Source organism: Luteibacter sp. UNCMF331Sha3.1 (genome assembly GCF_900109915.1).
Lineage (GTDB): Bacteria > Pseudomonadota > Gammaproteobacteria > Xanthomonadales > Rhodanobacteraceae > Luteibacter.
In genome coordinates this window covers 852,787-867,017 of sequence record NZ_FOBU01000002.1, presented here as the reverse complement: position 1 = coordinate 867,017, position 14,231 = coordinate 852,787, and the positions used below count along the sequence as shown (strand labels likewise).

The window sequence follows — 14,231 nt, the reverse complement described above, 5'->3', positions numbered from 1 at the left end:
CGGCGAGACGCCACTGCCCGAGGCCGCATACTTTTCGAGGAGACCATCATGATCCAGTCCACCGAATCGGCGGAGCGTATTCGCGAATTACTCGACCGAAACCTCCAGGAAGTTTTCGGCGAGGGCGATGACAACAAGCGCCGCGCGGCGATCGACGAACTTTGGGCGGAGGACGCGATCCTCTACGTGCCGCCCGGCGTGATTGTCGGACGCGACGCGATCGATACGTTCGCCGGCGACCTGCGGGCGACGCATCCCCACTACGTCTACACGCCGCACGGACAGCCCCAGGTGCTGCACAACGCCGGGCGCCTGGCCTGGGGGTCGGGCCCGCAAGGCGCGGCGCCCGAGTACACCGGCTGGGACGTCCTGATTGTTCGCGATGGCAAGATCGCGGCGCTCTACGTCTTCCTCGACGAGACGTCGGACGAGTTTCGACGAGCCACCGCCTACCCTGCGGCCTGACACGCGCGCCCGACAACACGGTCGCCTACCGCCTCTCGCTGTTCGTGGAACTCGCCGGCGGCCTGGCCCTGCTGTTGGGCTATCGCATCACGCCGTCGCGGCCACGCTGGCGCTGTTTTCGCTCGTTTCGGCCGCGGTCTTCCAGAACGCGCTCGGCGACCAGAACCCGTTCATCCACTTCTTCAAGAACATCGCGATGGCCGGCGGCCGCCGCGGCTGAGCAACAGGGCTGAGCGGCCGGTGCCGCTCCGGCCGTCATCACAGGAGATTTTCCAATGCTCGAGATTCATGCCTTCGCGACGCCAAACAGCGTCAAGGCCGTCATCGCCGCCGAGGAGATGGGCTTGCCCCACAGCCTGGTCCCGGTCGATCTTCGCCAGGGCCGGCAACGAAGCGACGCCTTCATGGCCCTGAACCCGAACGGCAAGGTTCCGGTCCTGATCGACCGTTCCGCGGCCGCAGACGCCGACGTCGTGCTCAGCGAATCCGCGGCCATCCTGGTGTACCTCGCGGAGAAGACCGGCCAACTGTTGCCGACCGACCCCGAGCGTCGCGGCAAGGTCTTCGAGCAGCTCTTCTTCCACGCCTCGGCCGCCAGCCCCGCATTCCTGCAGGCCTTCCTGCACGAGATGCGCAAGGAGCCCGAAAGCGATGCGCGCACAGCGGCGCGCAAGGAAGTCGCACGCGTCCTCGGCGTTCTGGATGGTTCCCTGCAGCGCCACCCGTACGTCGCAGGCGACGAGTACACGATCGCCGACATCGCCCACTTCGGATGGATCTGGCGCCACCAATCGTTCGGCGCGGATCTCGCCGCCTTCCCCTCCGTGAAGCGCTGGCACGATGAGATCCTGTCACGCCCCGCTGTCTCCGCAGCGATCGCCAGTACGCTGGCGCTGGCGCACTGACTGGCATCGCGCCTCGCCATGTAGCATAGGAACGTTCGACCGCGTCGTGGTGCGGCCGAACATCCTCAAACAAGATTTCCGATCCTGCGCTTCCATGCGCAACGGGATTTCCGGGACGTTCAATGAGAGACCTGACTGTCGAGCCACGTGTCTACGGAAACGACTGCGACGGGTGCGAAGGCCCCGAAACGACCGACATCCTTCGCTTTCAACGGACGATCCGCGCGATCACCGGAAAGTGGAAGATCGAGATCGTCTGCACACTGATCCAGGGTCCGACGCGGTTTGGGGCCTTGAGGCGGACGCTCCCCGGCGTCACCAAGCATATGCTGACCGAACAGCTTCGCGATCTCGAGGCGAACGGCATCGTGATCCGCAAAGCCTATCCAGAGTTGCCGCAGCGCGTGGAATACGAACTTTCCCAGGCCGGTATAGACCTGCTGCCGACATTTCGGGCGATGCTCGAATGGTCTCGCAAGTATGACGGCCTGCTCGTCGCCCGCTAAGAGACCGCGTGATGGTGGTCTGATCTCGCAGACCAGGTCTGAAAATCCATCCTACTTGATGAAACACGCCTGGCGGTTACCCTTTGCGCCATGCAGAAAACCCTGATCTACACGCTAGCAGCCGCCGGCATCTTGCCCGCGACCTATGGCGGCATCGTCGGCCTCTTCTACAAAGCGCTAGGCGACCCGTCGGCGAGTCTTCCGCTCTACGTCGCAGCCGATATACCGAACGCACGGCAGCATCCCATCCCGTCGCCGTTCGGGCATCGCACCACCGCCATGGACGTGGTGAACGGCATCGACCTGCGCGGTAAGGTCGTTGTCATCACAGGCGGCCACAGCGGCACGGGGCGGGAAGCGGTTCGCGCCTTGGCCCGCGCTGGCGCCACGGTCATCGTCCTGGCGCGCGATGTGGAGCGTGCGCGGCGCGGCGTGTCGGGCATCACCAATACCACCGTCGAAAATGTCGATCTCCTGAAGCCCGCCTCGATCGACGCCTTCGCCGCGCGGTACGTCCAATCCGGCCGACCGCTCCACATCCTCATCAACAACGCCGCCATTCTGGGCACGCCGCTGGAGCGCGACGAACGCGGCTTCGAGCGACAGTTCGCGACCAATGTTCTTGGCCATTATCAGCTGACGGTGCGCTTACTGCCGGCGCTTGAACGTGCGAACGGCGCCAGGGTGATCAATGTCGCCTCGCGGGGTCACCATGCTGGCGGCGTCCTGCTCGACGACATCAACTTTCACACGACACCCTACACGGGCATGCGCGCCTACGCGCAGTCCAAGACCGCTTTGATCCTCCTTTCGATCAAGGAAGACGCGCTTTGGCGTGACAAGCAAATCCGGGTCTTCGCCACGACGCCTGGCCCGGTGCCCACGTCGGACCTGTTCGCTGCGGGCGGCGTTGGCCGCAAGCCCAGCCGCCAGGTGATGCTTGGCCGTTTCGTCGCCGCAACGCTTCGGGCGGTGCATGCCACCGAGGCACTTAACCTCTTGCGTCGCCCGAAGAACGAAGGCGACCTTTACAAGACCGTGCAGCAGGGCGGCGCCACGGCCACATGGGCCGCAGTCAGCCGGGATCTGGATGGCAAAGGCGGCGTCTACCTGGAGGACTGCGATATCGCGCCGGTCGTGCCAGATGAGGGACGTGCGCCCTACGGCGTGAAGTCCTGGGCCCTTGATTCGTGTGCCGCCCATCGGCTTTGGTCGTTGTGCGAGGCCATGACCGGCGTGCGCACGCCGACGAGCGGCGCGTAGTTACAGCCCGCATCCACCGAATACCGCCTGGAATTGCTGAAACGTCGGCTTTTTCCACGCCAGCGCCACGCGGCGTTGGCGGCCCGCAACCTTTATCAGTAAACGGAGTTTCAAAGTGACGACAACACCGAAGGCGAACGACGTTCGCGATCTTCTCCTGGATGCCGACACCGACGAAGGCTTCACGACGACGTCTTGGGGCGAGGCGTCCCGGACACGTCTGTCTCCCGAACAAACAAACGGCGCGCTGGCGATCCTGGACTACAGAGCGCCCGCCGGGTTTGGGCCACCACGTCACCTTCACCACAACGACGACGAGATCTTCCTGATCCAGTCTGGCGACATCGTGATCTGGACTCCTGCAGGCTGCCGTACGGCGGGCCCTGGCGATGTCGTACTGCTTCCGAAACTCATGCCGCACACCTGGCGGGCCTATGGGAATGAGCCGGTAGGCTTTCAGGTCATAGTGGCGCCTGGAGAGTTCGAGACGTTCTTCGACCGGATCGTCGCCCGAAACCTCACGATTACCGACGTCGATGCGCTGATCGAATGCGCAAGTGAGGCGGGGATGGATATTGTTGGCCCTCCCCTCAACGATGACGAGGTCGCCGCCATTCTACGTAACGAGGCAATCTGAGATCGGGCCGCCACGCCATGGACGTGGCGGCAACCATCGGCGTCCCATTCGCCGGGCTTCTCTTCGCGTCCAGCGAATGATCCTCCACGTCGTCAGCAAGAAGGACGCGGATTTTACGCTTGAGTCGGAGATCGAGGTTCCGCACGCAACCTGCGCGTGGCCGCCAATGTCCGTTCCGCCTTCGCGTCCACACAGGGCACCCGCGTACTCGCCTTCGTCGCCGCAATGCACAAACCATGGCTCGACAGCCTGCTGGGACAGATACCAGGCGTACAGATCGTGGACGCGGCATCGGTCCTGCGCTGATAGCCCTGTAGCAGCGCAACGGGCGCAAGCGGCTCCGGCGCCGTGAGCGACATGCCCGCTTGCCTTGCGTTTCAGACAGTTCACAGGCGAGAGCCGCGCCTACGGAGGTTTTGCAGCGCGACTACAGTCAATGCGCTTCCCGGCGCGCCAGCGCGGAAAGCCAGCCGCTGCGGCGCGATTCCGATCACTCGAGTCAGCCAACGGCACGACGCGGGCGCGGCCGACTTACATCGAAACCGCAAGTCGCCAGAATCCTCCAGGCCGCCGATCATTGCGACATGTCGCAGTGCATCGTCGCGCCTTGTCGTCGTCGCAATGAAGCGCCGCCGACGAGCTCGCATATCGCAGAAAAGGAATCATGGAATGACGAAGCTTCGAACATTTTCAATACTCGCCGGTCTCGCGCTGACCTTCATGCTTCAGGGCGCCGCGTCGGCCCAGGACGTTCCCATCGAGGTTACCCTGAGTACAAGCATCGCTCAGAGCCAGCGCGCGAACGGCATGCTCACGGTGTCCATTACGAACCGCTCGAATCGCGTCTTGCTCCTACCGCGCGCCTATACCCCACTCGAGACGCCTGACGACCACCTCATGAACAATATCTTCAGGGTGACGGCGGAGGACGGCAGGCGCGTTCCGTTCCGGGGCCGGCACATGAGGATGAGCTTGTCCGAACCCGACACGTTCTATACGAAAATCGCGCCGGGCCAGACATTGACCGCCGAGCTTTCGTTAGCCCGCGACTATGTCTTCGAGTCGGGCACTTTCTCCATCAGCTACGAGCAGCCCTACGGTGAAATCGAGCTATTGAATGCCTCCGACGGCGCGCTGCTTCCCACTGCGCAAAGCAATGAGCTTCTGCTATCCATCAAGGAAAGTCTCGCCGGTCCCAGACATGCGCCGAATTCCGACAGCCAACTCACGGCACGTCGATCGCGTGCCGAGCATACGCACCGAAGTTCAGATGACTTCGTCCGCACCACGACGGCGTGCCGTGGCATGTCCGGACGACAAGGAACAAGGACGCAAACATGAGGACAGGCTTTCATGGCAAATGCGTCGTCGCTTTAGTTACAGCTGTGCTAGGACCCGCGGGCGTAGCACACGCTCAGCAGTCGCCCGTCGTCGTGTTGTCGCCACCGTCGGAGGCAACGTTGGCGGAACGGGGCATTGTCACTTTCTCGCTAACCAATCCAACCGAAGAGCGAATGGCAGTCGTCACGTTCGAGACCCCGTTCGCTATCGCCGACGATCGATTGGCAGGTCCAGAGTTCGAGGTGAGTGACGCTACAGGTCACCAACTCCCCTACGAGGGACGTCAGGTCCGCTTTGGTCCGCCTGACGCTTCCACGTTCCTGATCATCGGGCCGCATCAGACGATTCGGAAGAACGTGGATCTGGCCGCAGATTACGACATCCAGGCGGGCGGAGCCTACAACGTTACGTATGCCAGGACACTGCGCCTTCTGCGCGCTTCCGGCGTGGAAAAGGTCAAAGACATCGGGCCAGACGAAGAGATCCCCTTCCAAGCTGTTCGTAGCAACACCCTGACGATCTGGATCAACGATGCGCTGATGACGGGAACCGCCGCACCAATCCTCGACGCTGGGCGGCGATGACCCTGAATCTCGTGGTGCTTTCGAAGGTGGCCGAAAAAACGAAGGCCCCGCATCGCTGCAGGGCCTTGTCTTCTTTCTGGCGGAGAGGGAGGGATTCGAACCCTCGGTACGCTTACACGTACGCCTGATTTCGAGTCAGGTACATTCGACCACTCTGCCACCTCTCCGTGAACGGTCGACGGCAATGGTTTCGCACTGCCGGGCCCGCAATGATAGTGGGTCTTCCGTGCCGTGACAACAGGCTTTTGATGGGGCATCCTGAGGTCGAATCCGGGCGCCGACCGCGCCCTACTCCTGCTCTTCCAAGGCCCCCATGATCGAGTTCGGACACGGCACGCATACGGGACTTCGCCGTACGCGCAACGAAGACACCTATTACGCGGACGCTTCGCTGGGCCTGTTCCTGGTCGTCGACGGCATGGGTGGCCACCGGCACGGCGAGGTGGCTTCCGCGACGGCGCGCGATGGGGTCGTGGCGCAGGTGTCCGCCGGGCAGTCGCTGGTGGACGCGATCCAGCGGGTGAACGAGGCGCTGCTGGCCCGGTCGAGCGGACTGGCCGAATCGCGGCCCATGGGCACCACGATCGCCGCCGTGCGCATCGTTGGCCGGTCGTACGAAGCCGCATGGGTCGGCGACAGCCGCATCTATCGCTGGGACGGCGAACTGCAGCGGCTCTCGCACGACCATTCCATCGTCGAAGCGCTGGTCGCGTCGGGCGAACTGACGGAAGAACAGGCTCGCGCGCATCCGCAGCGCAGCGTGCTGACGCAGGCGCTCGGCATCACCGCGCCGGACCAGTTGCACATCGGACTCGCGCGTGGCGAACTCGCCGCCGGCGCCCGCCTGCTGCTGTGTACTGATGGCCTCACCGACGAAGTGGCGGATTCGCGCATCGGCGAAATCGTTTCGCGCACCGACATCGCGGCTCAGGAGTGCGTCGACCACCTGCTGCTCGAGGCACTCGGTGGCAGCGCCCGCGACAACGTCACCGTGATCCTGCTGCGCGCCGCAGCGTGACCGCGACGGTGCACGCTCAGTGCACCGTTTCCGATTCCAGCTTGCGCCAGATGCTCTGCCCGCCCGCCGACTTGTCGAGGGCGTCGAGGCGTTTCGCATGCCGTTCGAGCTCGACGTCGTCGGCGCGACGCACGACCGGGCGGCGCGTGATGACGATGTCGCCGAGATGGCTCGGGCCGCGATTCTCGCTGGCGGCGTCCGACGCGAAGTCGAGCGTCACCTGCCCCGACGTCATCGCGACGTAGACTTCCGCCAGCAGCTGCGCGTCGAGCAGGCCGCCGTGGAGATCGCGGCGCGTGTTGTCGACGCCGAGGCGCTTGCACAACGCATCGAGGCTGTTGCGCTGGCCCGGGTACATCGTGCGCGCCATGAGCAGCGTGTCGAGCACCGTCGCGTGATCGGTCACGGTGCCGTAGTGCTCGCCGGCGAGCTTCAGCTCGGCGTTGATGAAGCCGACGTCGAACGCCGCGTTGTGGATGATGAGCTCGGCGCCGCGAATGAAATCGAGGAACTCGTCGACCTTCTCGCGGAAAAGCGGCTTGTCGACGAGGTCGGCATCCTTGATGCCCGTGACCGCGCTCGCCTCGGCATCGATGGCGCGCTGCGGATTCAGGTACGTATGGAAATGACGACCGGTGGGGCGTCGACCGATCATCTCCACCGCGCCGATTTCGACGAGACGGTGGCCCAGGTGGGCTTCGAGGCCGGTGGTTTCGGTATCGAGCACGATCTGCCTCATGCCACCGTCCCCTTCGACTTGTAGAGGATGGCCTGGTCGCGCGCGGCGACGTCCACGCGCTCGTTCTCGACGTGACCGTTGTGGCCCTTCACCCATTCCCAGGTCACCGTGTGCGCGGTCGCGGCCTCGTCGAGGCGGATCCACAGGTCCTGGTTCTTCACGGGCTTCTTGTCGGCCGTCTTCCAGCCGTTGCGGCGCCACTTGGGCACCCACTCCTGCACGCCCTGCATGACGTACTTGGAATCCGTCATCAGGTGCACGTTGCAGCGGCGCGTCAGTGCCTCGAGCGCCGAGATCGCGCCCATCATCTCCATGCGGTTGTTCGTGGTCTCGGCTTCGCCGCCGGCCAGCATCTTCTCGACGCCCTTGGCGCGAAGCAGCGCGGCCCAGCCGCCGGGACCGGGGTTGCCGAGGCAGGCGCCATCGGTGAAGACTTCGACGATATCGGTTTGGGTCATGGGCTCAACTGATCGATTCACGGGCGTTGCGACGCGCGCCGGAGGCGAGCGTACCGGGCATGGGGCTCGGCACCGTCGCGGCGCGGGTGCGCAAGGGTACTGCCGCCGGCCGCTTTTTGCGCGCCACGAGGAAGTATCCGCCACCGAAGATGGACTCCGCCGTGGCCGCGCCGCCGGCGCGCGGCCACGCGCTGCCCAGGCGCCGCGGCATGGAAAGTTCGAACTCGTCGCGGACGAGACGCTGGCTCCACCACCACGGCCAGGTCAGGCGCGGGCGAGTGCCACGGCTCTGCCGGGCGACCCAGGGCGACCACAGCCCGACGGGGTGGATGCCGGTGATGGCCAGCATGCCGCCGGGCGCCAGCACGCGGATGGCCTCGTCCAGCAGATTGTCCTGTCGCGCCGTCGTTTCCAGCGCGTGGCGCAGGAGGACGACGCCGAACGCCTCGTCGACGAACGGAAGGGCCTCCAGCCCGCTCGCGCGGACATCGCCGCCCAGCGCGGCGCCGGCGACACGGATCGTCGCCCAGTGCCCCAGGAGTGGAATGGCCGGCGGTTCCGCCTGAGCGGACGTCGTCAGGTGCAGGCCGTGCTCGCCCGTGCAGCGTGATAACAGGGGACCGAGCACGCGAGCCTCGTCGGCAAGGAGCTTGCCGATCTGCGGTGTGGTGTAGATGTCGGAGGCGAAGTGCGGCATGCATGGCGAGTGTAGTGGGGTTGAACGGGGGGTGCATGGATTAACGACTTGCTAACGAGTGGGATATACCCGGCTGATATAGTCCGGCGGCCCCGCCCGGTCCGACTGCGTGCCCGGCGGCCATTTCCTGGGTGTTCGCGCCCTATCGACGTCACGGAGTCCGCCCGATGCACTGGGTCCCCGTCGCGGCCTTGAGCGACAACTACATCTGGCTGGTCGCCGATGACAAAGGCAACGCCTTCGTCGTGGATCCCGGTGAAGCCGCCCCCGTGGAAGCCGCGCTGAAAGAGCGAGGCTGGACGCTGCGGGCGATCCTGCTGACCCACCATCACCAGGACCACATCGGCGGCGTGTCCGATCTCGTGCGCGATCATGACGTCGACGTCTACGCCACGGCCGATCCGCGCATCCAGCCGAAGAACCACTTCGTCGAAGACGGCGACGTCATCGAACTCGATGCGCCGAAGGCGCGCTTCCGCGTCATCGCCGTGCCGGGCCATACGAGCTCGCACATCGCGTACTTCGGCGAGGGCTTCCTGTTTTGCGGCGATACGCTGTTCAGCGTGGGCTGCGGCCGCCTGTTCGAGGGCACACCCGAACAGATGCTCGCGTCGCTCGACCGCTTCGCCAACCTGCCGGCCGACACCCTCGTCTGCTGTGCCCATGAATACACCGCGTCGAATATCCGCTTTGCCCTCACGGTCGACCCGGATAACGACGCCCTGCGCCACCGGCAGCATCAGGTGGCGCGCCTTCGTGAGGAGGGTCGGCCGAGTGTGCCGAGCCGCCTGGGCGAGGAGTACGCCACCAACCCGTTCCTGCGCGTCGATAGCGACGCGATCATCCAGTGGGTAAAGACCCTGGGCGGGGATGCCGACCATCGGACGACGCGTTTCGCCGCGTTACGCCGGGCCAAGGACACGTTCACCGCATGAATCGACTCGCCCGACGCCTGCTTCCCACGATCATCCCGCTGCTGCTCACGGCCTGCGCCGGCGGCACGCCGAAGGCCCTGCCCCATCCGCTACCCACGGTGACCGCCGCACCGGCCGTGGAAGACGTGACGGTGACGCCGAAGATGATGCGCCCCACGCAGGCGGCGGACTTCTGGTCGGGCATGCGCGACAGCTTCGCGATGCAGGGCTGCGAGGCCGATCCGCAGGTGCTCGCGTGGGCGCGTACGTATACGAAGATGCCCAATCGTTTCGAGCAGCAGATCAACGAAGTGCTCCCGCTCATCGTCTACGCGCACAAGTCGGCGATGAAGCACAGCGTGGCCGGCGAGTTCGCGCTGCTTCCCTGGGTCGAAAGTCAGTACCGCCATGTGCCGGGCCAGAAGAACCGCCCGGCCGGCATGTGGCAGATCATGCCGCAGACGGCACGCACGCTCGGCCTGCGCGTCGAGAAGAATTACGACGAACGCCTCGACATCACGAAGTCCACCGAATCGGTGATGTCGATGATGCGCCGTTATTACGACGACCTGGGCGACTGGCGCCTCGTCGACGTCGCCTACAACGCCGGCGAATTCGGCCTCAAGAAGACGATCGATCGCCACGGCGGCCCCAGCGACGACGGCGGCCTGCCCGACGTGCCGATGAAGGCGAACACGAAGGAACACCTCGTCAAGCTGATGGCCATCGCGTGCATCGTGCGCGACCCGGCCCGCTTCAACGTCAGCCTGCCGCGGCAGGACGGTGACGACGCGCTGCAGCTGGTGAAGGTGTCCAGCCCGCAATCGCTCGCGCAGGCGGCGAAACAGTCCGGCCTGTCGGTGAACGATCTGCGCGATTTCAATCCGGCGTTCCGCACCGAAAAAGCCACGATCAGCGCGAACCTGCTCCTGCCGAAATCCGCCGCCGATCAGTACAGACTCGGTCCCGTCGATCCGGTGGCGGACACGTCCGATCCCCTGATCGAGAACGACGTGGCGGACGAGCCGGCACCGTTGGCCAGGGCCTCGCGCAAGTCGCCGAAGGCCGGCAAGAGCGCCGCCGTCGCGAAGTCGAAGCCGAAGGCTTCCGCGAAACCCGGCAGCAAGGACGACGTGCAGCTCGTGGTGCACAAGGTGAACGACGGCGAGTCGCTATGGTCGATCGCGCGCCGTCATCAGGTCAGCGTGCAGCAGCTCATGAAATGGAACGATCTGCAGACGCAGGCCGTGAAGCCGGGACAGGTCCTCAAGCTCACCGCCTCGCGCTGAGCGCCGGTTCGCCTCCCCACCCGACACGATGGGGAGGCCGATACCTCAGAGCTGCACGACATCCCACTGCATGTCGGGGCTGACGTCGGCATCGTAGTCCACGCCATCCGCCTCGAACCCGAAGAGCTTGATGAAGTCGTGCTTGTAGCCCTTGTAGTCCGTGACGTCCCACAGGTTTTCCGTGGTGACGTTCGGCCAGAGCGCCTTGCACTCGCCCTGCACGTCGTCGCGCAGTTCCCAGTCGTCCAGGCGCACGCGACCCTCGCCGTCCGTTTCGGCCGGCTTGCCATCGGTGCGGTAGAGACGATCGTGGAATAGCCGGTTGATCTGTTCGATGGTGCCTTCGTGCACGCCCTTCGCCTTCATGATCCGGAAGACCATCGACACGTAGAGCGGAATCACCGGAATCGCCGAGCTGGCCTGCGTCACCACCGACTTCATCACACCGACGTACGCGCGCAGGCCCTTGGCCTCGTAGCGCACGCGCAGTTCGTTGGCGGTCTTGTCGACGTGCTGCTTCGCCTGGCCGAGCGTGCCGTGCCAGTAGATGGGCCACGTGATTTCCGTGCCGACGTAGCTGTAGGCGATGGTGGTCGCGTTGTCCGCGAGCACGCCCGCTTTCGACAGCGCGTCGATCCACATCGCCCAGTCTTCGCCACCCATCACCGTCACGGTGTCTTTGACTTCCTGCTCCGTCGCCGGCTCGACGGTGGCCTGCACGACTTCGTTCCTGTTCGTATCGACCGACGACGCGGTGAACGTGTCGCCCATCGTCTTCAGTGCCGACCGCACGACCGTGCCCGGTTCGCCGAACGCCGAGCCCTCCGGCAGCTTGCGCACCGGCGAGGCCAGCGAATAGACGACGAGGTCCACCTTGCCACCCATCTCGTTGCGGATGATCTCGATCGCCTTGTCGCGCGTCTCGTTGGCGAACGCGTCGCCGTTGATGGACTTCGCGAACAGACCGGCCTCGCGTGCGAGCCTGTCGAACGCGGCGGAGTTGTACCAGCCCGCGGTACCCGTCTTCGAATCGCTGGAGGGCTTCTCGAAGAACACGCCGAGCGTCGCGGCGCCATGGCCGAAGGCGGCCGTGATACGCGAAGCCAGGCCGTAGCCCGTGGAGGCACCGATCACGAGCACGTTCTTCGGGCCGTCGGCGAACGCGCCGCTGGCCTTCGTGATGGCGATCTGTTCTTCGACGTTCTTCGCGCAACCCACCGGATGAGCGGTGGTGCAGATGAAGCCACGGACCTTGGGCTGGATGATCACGGAATGTCCCTTCGACGCAGTGAGACGCGCATTGTAATCGCGGGACCGGTCCATGCGCTTCCGAATGGAGGCTGCCGTGTGTTCTGGCCCGGCTTCGCCATCGCGTTGTCGGAGAGCCCCCTATGCATCCGAGGCCATGCTCCCAGAAAAAAAGGCCGCCTCGCGGCGGCCTTTTTTCGTTACATCCGATCCTGGGCGATCTTCACTTCGGTGCGGGCCTTCAGCGCCTCGATGTATTCGAGGGTGGCCGCCTGCGCCATCGCGTCCATCATCTGGCCGCGCAGCGCATCGCGCTGTGCCTTCTCCACCTTGGACGGATCACCCTCGGTCACCTTGTCGACCGCCACGAGCGCGTAGGTGCCGTTGCCGGTCTGCACCGTGGTCCAGTCGGCCTTGCCGTTGACCGGGTGCGGCAGCGTGAACGCGCGCTCGAGGATCGCCGGCGGCACGTCGGCGTGGCTGCCCAGCTGGCTGCGCTCCAGCGCGGCCAGCGTGCGGACCGGCGCCTTGACGACGGTGGCGACGTCCCCACCCTTGGCGAGCTGCGCGGCGGCATCGTCGGCCTGCTTCTTCGCCAGCGCGTCGACGCGCTCGTCGAGGATGCGCTGGCGGATGGCGTCCTTCACGTCCGCGAGCGCCTGCGGCGCGGCGGCGTTGTGCTTCGCGAGGTGCATGATGACCGCGTCGCCCTTGCCGATCTGCACGAGCGACGAATTGTTGCCCTGCGCGATGACGTCGTCGGCGAACGCGGCGGCGACGAACTTCGGATCGGCCGGAATGCCCTGGCCGCCTTCGCGACCGAACAGCGGCGACGTCTTGATCTCGAGACCGAGCTCCTTCGCGGCCGGCTCGAGCGAACCCGGATTGCGTTCCGCGAGGTCGGCCAGCTTGCCGGCGCGCTCGTTGTAGAGACGCTCGCCTTCGTTCTTCGCCCAGTCCGCCGCGAGCTGCGCGCGCACCTCGGCGAATGGCTTGGCGTCGCCGTCGCGGGCGTCGCGCAGCCAGATGATGTGGTAGCCCTCTTCGGGCGACAGCACCGGCTCCCGGGTGATGTCACCCTTCTTCATGCCGAAGAGCGCGGTGTCGAACGCCGCGTTGGCGACGCCCTTCTCGAGCCAGCCGAGATCGCCGCCCGTCCGCTTCGAGCCCAGATCGTCCGAGTTGTCGGCGGCGAGCTTCGCGAAGTTTTCCGGCGTGGCTTCCGACGCGATCTTCTTCGCCTTGTCGAGCGCGGCCTTCTGCTGCTCGGGCGTGGCGTTCTTCGGCACGTTGATCAGGATGTGCGAGGCTTCGCGCTGTTCCGGCTGCGCGTAACGCTGCTTGTTCTTGTCGTAGTACGCGTGCAGCTCGTCGTCGGTCGGGTCGGTCGGCTTGAGGTCGGCCTGCTTCACTTCGAGGTACTGCACGGACACCTGCTCCGGTGTCGTGTAATCGGCGATGTGCGACTTGTAGAACGCGTCGATGTCCGCATCGGAGACGTTCGCGTCGGTGAGCGACGGACGCGGCAGTTCCACGAAGCGCAGGTCACGCTGCTGCAGGCGCAGACGGAAGAACGCGTCGACGTCGGCGTCGCTGACGAGCGTGGTGCCGGCGATGGCTTCCGGGAGAATCTGCGTGGCGAGCGACGCACGCACCTTCGCCTCGTACATGGCCGGGCTCATGCCCTGCATCGACAGGATGGCGGTGTAGGCTGCGGGATTGAACTGACCGTTGACCTGGAAGCCCGGATCGCTGCCGATGGCCGTACGCACGCTGGCGTCGGAGACGGTAAGACCGAGATCGGTATTCGCCTGCTGCAGCAGCTGCTGGCTGATCATGCCTTCGAGCACGCGCTGCTTGAGCTCCGGCTTTTCGAGATCGGCGGCGGTGAACGGCGACTGCGGATTCTGCGCGGCCTGCTGGCGCAGCTCGTTCATGCGCTGCTGCCAGTCCTGCTGCGAGATCTCGTGATCCCCGACCTTCGCGACGTACGTATCGACGTGCGACACGAAGTACGACTCGATGCCGAAGAACGCGACAGCGAATACGCAGATGCCGAGGACGATGGCGGCAGGCCATCCGTGGATCTTGTTGCGCAGGGCTTGCAGCATGATGCGACTCATGAAGGTTGCGCCGGTAACCCTTACCGGCGGTAGATAAAACAAAG

15 protein-coding genes and 1 tRNA gene are annotated in these 14,231 nt (G+C 65.1%); 10 read left to right on the top strand and 6 right to left on the bottom strand.

The features are described from left to right. Positions 1-48: 48 nt before the first annotated feature. The 7 genes from BMX32_RS12330 (at position 49) to BMX32_RS12300 (ending at position 5,701) form a co-directional block, all read left to right on the top strand. On the top strand, positions 49-465 hold the full coding sequence (locus BMX32_RS12330) for a nuclear transport factor 2 family protein (RefSeq protein WP_089979274.1): 417 nt from the start codon (positions 49-51) through the stop codon (positions 463-465). A gap of 275 nt (positions 466-740) precedes the next feature. Next, positions 741-1,370 (top strand): glutathione S-transferase family protein, encoded by a 630-nt coding sequence (locus tag BMX32_RS12325; protein WP_089979273.1) that lies wholly within the window; start codon positions 741-743, stop codon positions 1,368-1,370. Between the two features lie 122 nt (positions 1,371-1,492). Then, entirely contained in the window at positions 1,493-1,876 is a 384-nt protein-coding gene (locus tag BMX32_RS12320) for a winged helix-turn-helix transcriptional regulator (protein WP_089979271.1), read from the top strand. Positions 1,877-1,966: 90 nt separating this feature from the next. Then, positions 1,967-3,139: an SDR family NAD(P)-dependent oxidoreductase gene (locus tag BMX32_RS12315; RefSeq protein WP_244511515.1), complete on the top strand. Its 1,173-nt coding sequence runs from the start codon at positions 1,967-1,969 to the stop codon at positions 3,137-3,139. Between the two features lie 115 nt (positions 3,140-3,254). After that, entirely contained in the window at positions 3,255-3,776 is a 522-nt protein-coding gene (locus BMX32_RS12310; protein ID WP_170843644.1) for a cupin domain-containing protein, read from the top strand. A gap of 669 nt (positions 3,777-4,445) precedes the next feature. Next, positions 4,446-5,117: a hypothetical protein gene (locus BMX32_RS12305; RefSeq protein ID WP_089979268.1), complete on the top strand. Its 672-nt coding sequence runs from the start codon at positions 4,446-4,448 to the stop codon at positions 5,115-5,117. A 173-nt stretch (positions 5,118-5,290) separates the two neighbouring features. Further along, positions 5,291-5,701, top strand: coding sequence for a hypothetical protein (locus BMX32_RS12300; RefSeq protein ID WP_089979267.1), 411 nt, complete (start codon positions 5,291-5,293; stop codon positions 5,699-5,701). 77 nt (positions 5,702-5,778) lie between these two features. Here BMX32_RS12300 and BMX32_RS12295 read toward each other — a convergent pair. Then, a tRNA-Ser gene (locus BMX32_RS12295) sits at positions 5,779-5,868 on the bottom strand. Positions 5,869-6,014: 146 nt separating this feature from the next. Here BMX32_RS12295 and BMX32_RS12290 point away from each other — a divergent pair. Continuing rightward, positions 6,015-6,719, top strand: coding sequence for a PP2C family protein-serine/threonine phosphatase (locus tag BMX32_RS12290; RefSeq protein WP_089979265.1), 705 nt, complete (start codon positions 6,015-6,017; stop codon positions 6,717-6,719). 16 nt (positions 6,720-6,735) lie between these two features. On the opposite strand, the gene dnaQ is transcribed toward BMX32_RS12290, so the two are convergent. Genes dnaQ through BMX32_RS12275 form a run of 3 tightly spaced genes read right to left on the bottom strand, consistent with a single transcriptional unit; the run spans position 6,736 to position 8,613 of the window. Next, positions 6,736-7,458: a DNA polymerase III subunit epsilon gene (dnaQ, locus tag BMX32_RS12285; RefSeq protein WP_029213421.1), complete on the bottom strand. Its 723-nt coding sequence runs from the start codon at positions 7,456-7,458 to the stop codon at positions 6,736-6,738. After that, positions 7,455-7,916, bottom strand: a complete 462-nt coding sequence (gene rnhA / locus BMX32_RS12280) for a ribonuclease HI (protein ID WP_029213422.1) — start codon at positions 7,914-7,916, stop codon at positions 7,455-7,457. The genes dnaQ and rnhA overlap by 4 nt, the downstream gene beginning before the upstream one ends. A 4-nt stretch (positions 7,917-7,920) precedes the next feature. Then, positions 7,921-8,613 (bottom strand): class I SAM-dependent methyltransferase, encoded by a 693-nt coding sequence (locus BMX32_RS12275; RefSeq protein WP_089979264.1) that lies wholly within the window; start codon positions 8,611-8,613, stop codon positions 7,921-7,923. Between the two features lie 167 nt (positions 8,614-8,780). Between BMX32_RS12275 and gloB the strand changes: the two genes are divergently transcribed. Together gloB and BMX32_RS12265 are read left to right on the top strand one after the other, a co-directional pair. Beyond that, entirely contained in the window at positions 8,781-9,548 is a 768-nt protein-coding gene (gene gloB, locus BMX32_RS12270; RefSeq protein WP_089979262.1) for a hydroxyacylglutathione hydrolase, read from the top strand. After that, a complete protein-coding gene (locus BMX32_RS12265) occupies positions 9,545-10,816 on the top strand; it encodes a transglycosylase SLT domain-containing protein (protein WP_089979261.1) in 1,272 nt (423 codons plus the stop codon). The genes gloB and BMX32_RS12265 overlap by 4 nt, the downstream gene beginning before the upstream one ends. Before the next feature lie 45 nt (positions 10,817-10,861). Here the strand turns inward: BMX32_RS12265 and fabV are convergent, their stop codons facing one another. Next, entirely contained in the window at positions 10,862-12,085 is a 1,224-nt protein-coding gene (fabV, locus tag BMX32_RS12260; protein WP_089980293.1) for an enoyl-ACP reductase FabV, read from the bottom strand. A 179-nt stretch (positions 12,086-12,264) separates the two neighbouring features. After that, positions 12,265-14,187 (bottom strand): SurA N-terminal domain-containing protein, encoded by a 1,923-nt coding sequence (locus tag BMX32_RS12255; protein ID WP_244511514.1) that lies wholly within the window; start codon positions 14,185-14,187, stop codon positions 12,265-12,267. Positions 14,188-14,231 lie beyond the last annotated feature (44 nt).

What these genes read in the sequence shown, in the direction of transcription:
- BMX32_RS12305 (WP_089979268.1), top strand. Translation starts at nt 4,446, where the DNA reads ATGACGAAGCTTCGAACATTTTCAATACTCGCCGGTCTCGCGCTGACC.
- dnaQ (WP_029213421.1), bottom strand. Translation starts at nt 7,458, where the DNA reads ATGAGGCAGATCGTGCTCGATACCGAAACCACCGGCCTCGAAGCCCAC.
- BMX32_RS12255 (WP_244511514.1), bottom strand. Translation starts at nt 14,187, where the DNA reads ATGAGTCGCATCATGCTGCAAGCCCTGCGCAACAAGATCCACGGATGG.
- BMX32_RS12320 (WP_089979271.1), top strand. Translation starts at nt 1,493, where the DNA reads ATGAGAGACCTGACTGTCGAGCCACGTGTCTACGGAAACGACTGCGAC.
- BMX32_RS12275 (WP_089979264.1), bottom strand. Translation starts at nt 8,613, where the DNA reads ATGCCGCACTTCGCCTCCGACATCTACACCACACCGCAGATCGGCAAG.
- rnhA (WP_029213422.1), bottom strand. Translation starts at nt 7,916, where the DNA reads ATGACCCAAACCGATATCGTCGAAGTCTTCACCGATGGCGCCTGCCTC.
- BMX32_RS12315 (WP_244511515.1), top strand. Translation starts at nt 1,967, where the DNA reads ATGCAGAAAACCCTGATCTACACGCTAGCAGCCGCCGGCATCTTGCCC.
- gloB (WP_089979262.1), top strand. Translation starts at nt 8,781, where the DNA reads ATGCACTGGGTCCCCGTCGCGGCCTTGAGCGACAACTACATCTGGCTG.
- BMX32_RS12290 (WP_089979265.1), top strand. Translation starts at nt 6,015, where the DNA reads ATGATCGAGTTCGGACACGGCACGCATACGGGACTTCGCCGTACGCGC.
- BMX32_RS12300 (WP_089979267.1), top strand. Translation starts at nt 5,291, where the DNA reads ATGGCAGTCGTCACGTTCGAGACCCCGTTCGCTATCGCCGACGATCGA.
- BMX32_RS12330 (WP_089979274.1), top strand. Translation starts at nt 49, where the DNA reads ATGATCCAGTCCACCGAATCGGCGGAGCGTATTCGCGAATTACTCGAC.
- BMX32_RS12265 (WP_089979261.1), top strand. Translation starts at nt 9,545, where the DNA reads ATGAATCGACTCGCCCGACGCCTGCTTCCCACGATCATCCCGCTGCTG.
- BMX32_RS12325 (WP_089979273.1), top strand. Translation starts at nt 741, where the DNA reads ATGCTCGAGATTCATGCCTTCGCGACGCCAAACAGCGTCAAGGCCGTC.